Here is a 6,576-nt window from a genome sequence, read left to right as displayed (position 1 = left end):
GCTTGCCGGCGATGGGGCCCGAACAGGCTGACCGAATCCGCCTGCTCCGGCCCCATCGCCGGCAAGCCGGCTCCCACAGATCGGCCCGGTTTATTGGATCCATTCCCATTCGCAAAAACCCCGTGCGTTTCGCCAAAGCTTGAGTACAATCGTCAGTTTTTCCGGGGCCCCCTGTCCCGACGCTGGAACTCCCAATGCTCACCGGTAGCTATTCCTTCTCGCTGGTCCTGATCTCGCTGTGCGTGGCCATCCTGGCGTCCTACACCGCCCTTGACCTGACCGGCCGCATCGCCACGGCCAAGGGCCGGGCGGTCTACCTGTGGATGAGCGGCGGGGCGCTGGCCATGGGCATCGGCGTCTGGTCGATGCACTTTATCGGCATGCTTGCCTTCAGCCTGCCGATCGACCTGGGCTACGACATCGGCCTGACCGCGCTATCGCTGCTGATTGCCGTGCTGTCGTCCGGTTTTGCCTTGTGGCTGGTGAGCCAACCGAGCCTGCCGATGCTGCAACTGGCCTTCGGCGCCCTGATCATGGGCGCGGGCATCAGCTGCATGCACTACACCGGCATGGCGGCGCTGCGCATGCTGCCGGGCATCGACTACGACCCGACGCTGTTCGGCGCCTCCCTGGCCATAGCGGTCGGCGCCTCGGCGGCGGCCTTGTGGATTGCCTTCCGCCTGCGCCAGCACACCCCGTATGTACGCCAGGTCCGCGGCCTGGCGGCGGTGCTGATGGGCATTGCCATCGTCGGCATGCACTACACCGGCATGGCTGCGGCGAATTTCCCGGTAGGCAGTTTCTGCGGCGCCCTGGGCGCTGGCCTGCAGGGCGATGGCCTGGTCTACCTGGTGCTGATCACCACCCTGGCGGTGCTGGCGGTGGCCCTGCTGACCTCGGTGCTGGACGCCCGGCTGGAAGCCCGCACCGCTGAGCTGGCCCGTTCCTTGACCCTGGCCAACCAGGAACTCACCCAGCTGGCCCTGCACGACACCCTGACCGGCCTGCCCAACCGCACGCTGCTGTCGGACCGCATCGAGCAGGCCATCGGCAAGGTGGCGGAGCAGGGCGGTTGTTTCGCCCTGATGTTCATCGACCTGGACGGCTTCAAGCCGGTCAACGATGCCTTCGGCCACCATGTCGGCGACCTGCTGCTCAAGGCCGTGGCCGCGCGCTTGCGCGGGCACCTGCACAGCCAGGACACCCTGGCGCGCATCGGCGGCGACGAGTTCGTGCTGCTGGTGGAGCTGCAGGAGCCTGACGACGCCATGGATGTGGCGGTCAAGCAGGTCAACCTGGTGTCGAGGGCATTCCGCGTCGCTGAGCACGACCTGCAGCTCACCGCCAGCCTGGGGATCGTGCTGTACCCCGGCAATGGCCAGGACCAGCTCGAACTGCTGCGCAACGCCGACGCCGCCATGTACCACGCCAAGAGCGCCGGCAAGAACGGCTACAGCTTCTTCGACGTGTCGATGAACAGCAACGCCCGCCAGCAACTGCAGTTGCTGCAGGATTTGCGCATGGCCCTGGAGCAGCGCCAGTTCCGCCTGCATTACCAACCCAAGTTCGACGCCCAGGCCTGCACCCCAATAGGTGCCGAGGCCTTGCTGCGCTGGGAGCACCCGCAGCATGGCCTGCTGCTGCCCGACCGCTTCATCGGCCTGGCGGAAAAGACCGGGCTGATCATCCCGATCGGCGAGTGGGTGCTCGATGAAGCCTGCCGGCAGATGCGTTACTGGCTCGACCAAGGCCATGAGCACTGGCGCATGGCGGTCAACCTGTCGGCCATCCAGTTCTGCCACGCAGGCCTTGTCGACAGCGTCGCCCGTGCCCTGCGCGAGAACGGCCTGCCGGCCAACCGGCTGACCCTGGAAATCACCGAAACCACCGCCATGCATGACGCCGACGCCAGCCTGACGGTGCTGCAGCGCTTGTCCGACATGGGCGTGGACCTGTCGATCGACGACTTCGGCACGGGTTATTCGAGCCTGATGTACCTCAAGCGCCTGCCCGCCAACGAACTGAAGATCGACCGCGGCTTCGTGCGCGACCTGGAGCAGGACAGCGACGATGCCGCGATCGTCTCGGCGATCGTGGCGCTGGGGCAGGCGCTGGGGCTACGGATTGTCGCCGAGGGCGTGGAAACCGACCGGCAGCAGGACTTCCTGACCCGGCTGGGCTGCGATTCGCTGCAAGGTTATCTGCTGGGGCAGCCGGTGCCGGCGGAGCAGTTCATGGGCAAGTTGCAGGCATTGCGCGAGACCAGCCAGGCTCCGGCCTAAACGGCATCGCGCAGGACAAGGGCAGGCACGAAAGCATCCATCTCTGCCTCCACCGCCTCGATGATGCGTTCGACATCCGCCGCAGCCATGATCGCGCTGCAGGGAATACCGGCAATGGCCAGCAAGGTTTCGCCGGTGCCCCGATCGAACAGGCGGGCGATCATGCTGCGGGGTGCATCCATGCTGGCTTCGAAGCCAAGCGGATGAAAGTGCCAGCGCATCACCTGGCAGGCGTTGGGGAACGTCATCTTGTTCATGCCAGCCTCCTTGTCCGTGCCTGGAAGCGGTGAGCGGTTGGCCAGGCGGTGGCCGCCGGGAACCTAAAGATAGCACCTGAAGTCCCGATACTGCGTGGGAAATAAGACAATTGTGCGAATGCATGATCCCTGTCACACAGTGGTCGTCAACGCCCCGTGGCGGCCAAGGCCGGTGCAAACGTTTTCCTTTTGCGCCTAGGCGATCGTGATGGGCAACTTCTGCCATTTTTATCGGCAATTGGCGCACAGCATTTTCGGACAAGCGGCAGCGGGTGGGCGCGTCTGCTAACCGAGCAGGCCGGCGGCGATGTTGATGGTAAAGCCCAGGATCGCCGTGTTGAACACGAAACCCACCACCGAATGGGCCAGCACCACCCGGCGCATGCCGCGCCCGCCGACGCCGACGTCCGAGGTCTGCACGGCGACGCTGATGGTGAACGAGAAGTAGTGGAAGTCCCAGTAATCCGGGTTGCGCTCGCCGTCGGCAAAACGCAGCACCGGGTCGTGATCGTCATCGGTATAGAACAGTCGCGCGTAATGCAGGCTGAAGATGCAGCCGATCAGCAGCCACGAGCCCGCCACGGTGAAGCCGGTATACAGGTAGTGCAGCACCAGATCGCTGCCTTGCAGGCCGCGGCTGGACACCAGTTGCAGGGTAACTGCGGCAAGGCTGGCGATGGCGGCGATGCACACGGTGAACAGCACCAGCCCTGCGTTTTCGTCCTCCACCTGGGCGACTTTGCGGACCTTCTCCGGGCTGGCACCCCAGCTCAGCCACAGCACCAGCAGCAGATACAGCCACACGCCAAGGTTCCAGCCGGTGAGGATGCGCTGCACGATGTCGTCGGCTGGAATCAGCCAGGCGCTGAGGATGCCGGCCACGGCGGCAATGCTCAGGCGGGGGTGGGTGCGGGTCAGGTGGTGCAGTGCCATGGGGCCTCGGCGACAGGGAGTCATGGCTACCACGATAGCCTATGGGATAACATTTCCCACTCATGTCCGTGTCGAAGCCCCTGAAATTCAAGGAAATGGCACGGCCGCTTCACGCCTGGGGCTACCGTGCGCCAGGCACCGCTACAGGATTCACGTTTTGTCCGACCTTTCGCAAAATCCCCTGCTGCAGTACCTGGCCCGCCTGGCCCCCTCCAGCCAGCAGACCATGCGCTATATCCTGCAGGACGCCGCCGACCGGCTTGGCTTCATCGATTGCAACCTGGCCGAAGTGCCCTGGCACCTGCTCGAACCCGGCCATGTGATCGGCCTGGTGGCGGCGTTGCGTGCCGATGGCTACGCCCCCAACAGCTCGTCGCTGTATGTCAATGCCGTGCGCGGGGTGATGAACGAAGCCTGGCGCCAGGGCCTGATCGACCATGAGCGGTTGCAGAGGATTCGTGAGGTCAAGCCGGCCAGCGGCAGCCGCCTGCCGCCGGGACGCAACCTGCGCCGCAGCCTGATACGCGAATTGATGGAGCTGTGCGCCGCCGACCCACGCCCCCAGGGCGTGCGGGATGCGGCAATCATCGCCTTGCTGTACGGCACCGGCATGCGCAAGTCCGAATCGGTGGACATCGACCTGGCCCAGGTCGACTTCCAGGCACGCAGCCTGCAGGTCACGGGCAAGGGCAACCGGCAGTTGATCAAGTACGCGCCCGCCTGGGCATTCGAAAAGCTGCAGGCCTGGCTCGACCTGCGCCGCGAGGCGCTGCCCGATGGCGCGGCGGACGACCCGTTCCTGTTCAACCGCATCCGCCGCGGCAACCACATCACCCGGGCGCGCATCACCAAGCATGCCATCTACTATATCGCCCGCCAGCGTGGCGCGCAGGTGGGGGTGAAGATCATGCCCCATGATTTTCGCCGGGCGTTCATCACCCGGGTGATCGAAGAGCACGACCTGTCGATTGCTCAGAAGCTGGCGCACCACGCCAATATCCAGACCACCGCCAGCTATGACCGGCGCGACGACAACGAGCGGCGGCGGGCGGTGGACCGGTTCGACTACTGAGCCGCAGCAGGTTAACGCTGGCTGCCGTCGCCGGCTTTGCCACCGGTGCCTTCCGAGCCGCTGCCATCCATGCCCGGCAGGTCGCGGTTGTCATTCTGCTTGGCGGGCGGGCTTTCTGGATCATTGCCCTGGATGCGCGGGTCGGTGTCCCGCGGCATGGGTTTCTCGATCGGGTTGAGGGTGCTGTCGACACCCGGCTGCGGCGCCGGGTTGTGCGGGTCATCGGGGTAGGTCGGGCCGGTGCCGACCGCCAGGGCCAACGGCGAGGCGAGCAGGGCAGCGAGCAACAAGCTGGTGCGGGTCATGGGCAGGCTCCTTTGCGAGGGTAGGGCGTGTACTTCTGTTCGGCCCTACCCGACGCGCCAAGGTGCCATCACCCCGATCAGCGGTCACACCACCGTCGACAGCGCCATGATGAAGATGATGCCGACGATCGACAGGATCGTCTCCATCATGCTCCAGGTCTTGAAGGTTTCTGCCACGGTCATGTTGAAGTACTGCTTGACCAGCCAGAACCCTGCGTCGTTGACGTGGGAGAGGATCAGCGAGCCGGCACCGGTGGCCAGTACCAGCAATTCGCGGTTGACCCCAGGTACCAGGTCGATCACCGGGGCGACGATGCCGGCACCGGTGATGGTCGCCACGGTCGCGGAACCGGTGGCGATGCGGATCACCGCCGCCACCAGCCAGGCCAGCATGATCGGTGAAATTTGCGCCTGCACCGCCATCTGCCCGATCACGTTACCCACGCCGGTATCCACCAGCATCTGCTTGAAGCCGCCCCCGGCACCGACGATCAGCACGATGGCTGCGGTCGGCGCCAGGCTCTGGTCGAGCATCTTCATGATCTGCTGACGGCTGAAGCCACGCGCCGAACCGAAGGTGTAGAAGGCCAGCAACAGCGCGGCCAGCAGGGCAGTGATGGGGTGGCCGATCAGGTCCATCCACTGGCGCACGATGTGCTCGGCCGGCAGCACCACGTCGGCGAAGGTCTTGAGCAGCATCAGCGCCACCGGCAGCAGCACGGTGATCAGGGTGATGGAGAAGCTGGGCAGGTTGTTCTGGTCGGACTCCTTGGCGATCTGGTCCATCAGCTCCTGTGACGGGTTGCCGGGGATGTAGCGGGCAATGAAGCTGCCGAACAGCGGGCCGGCGATGATGGCCGTGGGCAGCGCGATCAGCAGGCCATAGAAGATGGTCTTGCCGATGTCGGCGTGAAAGATGCCGATCGCCAGCAGCGGGCCCGGGTGCGGCGGCACCAGGCCATGGACCACGGACAGGCCGGCCAGCAGTGGGATGCCGATCTTGATCAGCGACACCCCCGAGCGCCGCGCCACGATGAACACCAGCGGCACCAGCAGCACGAAGCCGATTTCGAAGAACAGCGGGATGCCGACCAGGAAGGCGGCGAACATCATCGCCCAGTGCACGTTCTTCTTGCCGAAGGCGCGGATCAGCGTCTGGGCGATCTGGTCGGCGCCGCCGGAGTCGGCCATCAGCTTGCCAAGCATGGTGCCCAGGGCCAGGACGATGCCGACGAAGCCGAGCACCCCGCCGAACCCGTCCTGGAATGATTTCATGACCTTGGCCACCGGCATGCCGGAAGTCAGGCCGAGAAAGCCTGCGGCCAGGGTCAGGGCGACGAAGGGGTGCACTTTGAAATGGGTGATCAGCAGAATCAGCCCGACGATGGTTACCAGCGCGTCGAGCAGCAGGTAGGTATCTGTAGCCAGTCCGAACATGGTGGTTATGCCTCGGTCTTATCGTTGTTTTTTGGCGTTGCTTGATTGAACTTTCGCCGCCTTCAGGCGTCGAGACAGCGCTGTCTCAGGTGAGCCGGAAAAACCGCCGGTTCAGGCGGTCCGCGCCAGGGTCCGCTCACCGCAGGGCTTTAGCCAGGCGTCGACGATCTCGGCCAGGGCGGCAACTGGCTGCGTGGCATCCAGCGGCAGGGTCAGGGCTTCGTCGTGGGGCGGCTCAAGCGCAGCGAACTGGCTTTCGATGAGGCTCGCCGGCATGAAGTGGCCGGGGC

6 protein-coding genes and 1 pseudogene are annotated in these 6,576 nt (G+C 65.1%); 2 read left to right on the top strand and 5 right to left on the bottom strand.

Features of this window, described 5'->3' with window-relative positions:
- Positions 1–194: 194 nt before the first annotated feature.
- Positions 195–2,282, top strand: coding sequence for a putative bifunctional diguanylate cyclase/phosphodiesterase (locus B3E94_RS02965; protein WP_286912261.1), 2,088 nt, complete (start codon positions 195–197; stop codon positions 2,280–2,282).
- Here the strand turns inward: B3E94_RS02965 and B3E94_RS02960 are convergent.
- The gene (locus B3E94_RS02960) at positions 2,279–2,539 is read right to left on the bottom strand and encodes a DUF1652 domain-containing protein (protein WP_286912259.1); all 261 of its coding nucleotides are present in this window, start codon (positions 2,537–2,539) and stop codon (positions 2,279–2,281) included. The two genes, B3E94_RS02965 and B3E94_RS02960, sit on opposite strands and share 4 nt — an antisense overlap.
- 285 nt (positions 2,540–2,824) lie before the next feature.
- Complete coding sequence (locus B3E94_RS02955) at positions 2,825–3,472, bottom strand: DUF1345 domain-containing protein (protein WP_286912258.1); 648 nt, start codon at positions 3,470–3,472, stop codon at positions 2,825–2,827.
- 157 nt (positions 3,473–3,629) lie between these two features.
- Between B3E94_RS02955 and B3E94_RS02950 the strand changes: the two genes are divergently transcribed.
- On the top strand, positions 3,630–4,544 hold the full coding sequence (locus B3E94_RS02950; RefSeq protein ID WP_286912257.1) for a site-specific integrase: 915 nt from the start codon (positions 3,630–3,632) through the stop codon (positions 4,542–4,544).
- A gap of 11 nt (positions 4,545–4,555) precedes the next feature.
- Here B3E94_RS02950 and B3E94_RS02945 read toward each other — a convergent pair whose 3' ends face one another.
- The 3 genes and pseudogenes from B3E94_RS02945 to B3E94_RS02935 all read right to left on the bottom strand — a co-directional run.
- Positions 4,556–4,849: a hypothetical protein gene (locus B3E94_RS02945; RefSeq protein ID WP_236235724.1), complete on the bottom strand. Its 294-nt coding sequence runs from the start codon at positions 4,847–4,849 to the stop codon at positions 4,556–4,558.
- A gap of 84 nt (positions 4,850–4,933) precedes the next feature.
- Positions 4,934–6,286, bottom strand: coding sequence for a GntP family permease (locus B3E94_RS02940; RefSeq protein WP_286912255.1), 1,353 nt, complete (start codon positions 6,284–6,286; stop codon positions 4,934–4,936).
- Positions 6,287–6,397: 111 nt separating this feature from the next.
- Positions 6,398–6,576 (bottom strand): annotated as a pseudogene (locus tag B3E94_RS02935) (gluconokinase); the annotation flags it as partial.

The organism is Pseudomonas sp. UBA6315, assembly GCF_002438125.1.
In the GTDB taxonomy this organism is placed as follows: Bacteria; Pseudomonadota; Gammaproteobacteria; order Pseudomonadales; family Pseudomonadaceae; genus Aquipseudomonas; species Aquipseudomonas faucium.
The sequence above is the reverse complement of the archived record's forward strand: the minus strand, read 5'-3'. Positions and strand labels throughout refer to the sequence as shown.

Excerpts from the sequence above, each read along its gene's own strand:
- B3E94_RS02940 (WP_286912255.1), bottom strand. The coding sequence starts at position 6,286 with ATGTTCGGACTGGCTACAGATACCTACCTGCTGCTCGACGCGCTGGTA.
- B3E94_RS02955 (WP_286912258.1), bottom strand. The coding sequence starts at position 3,472 with ATGGCACTGCACCACCTGACCCGCACCCACCCCCGCCTGAGCATTGCC.
- B3E94_RS02965 (WP_286912261.1), top strand. The coding sequence starts at position 195 with ATGCTCACCGGTAGCTATTCCTTCTCGCTGGTCCTGATCTCGCTGTGC.
- B3E94_RS02960 (WP_286912259.1), bottom strand. The coding sequence starts at position 2,539 with ATGAACAAGATGACGTTCCCCAACGCCTGCCAGGTGATGCGCTGGCAC.
- B3E94_RS02945 (WP_236235724.1), bottom strand. The coding sequence starts at position 4,849 with ATGACCCGCACCAGCTTGTTGCTCGCTGCCCTGCTCGCCTCGCCGTTG.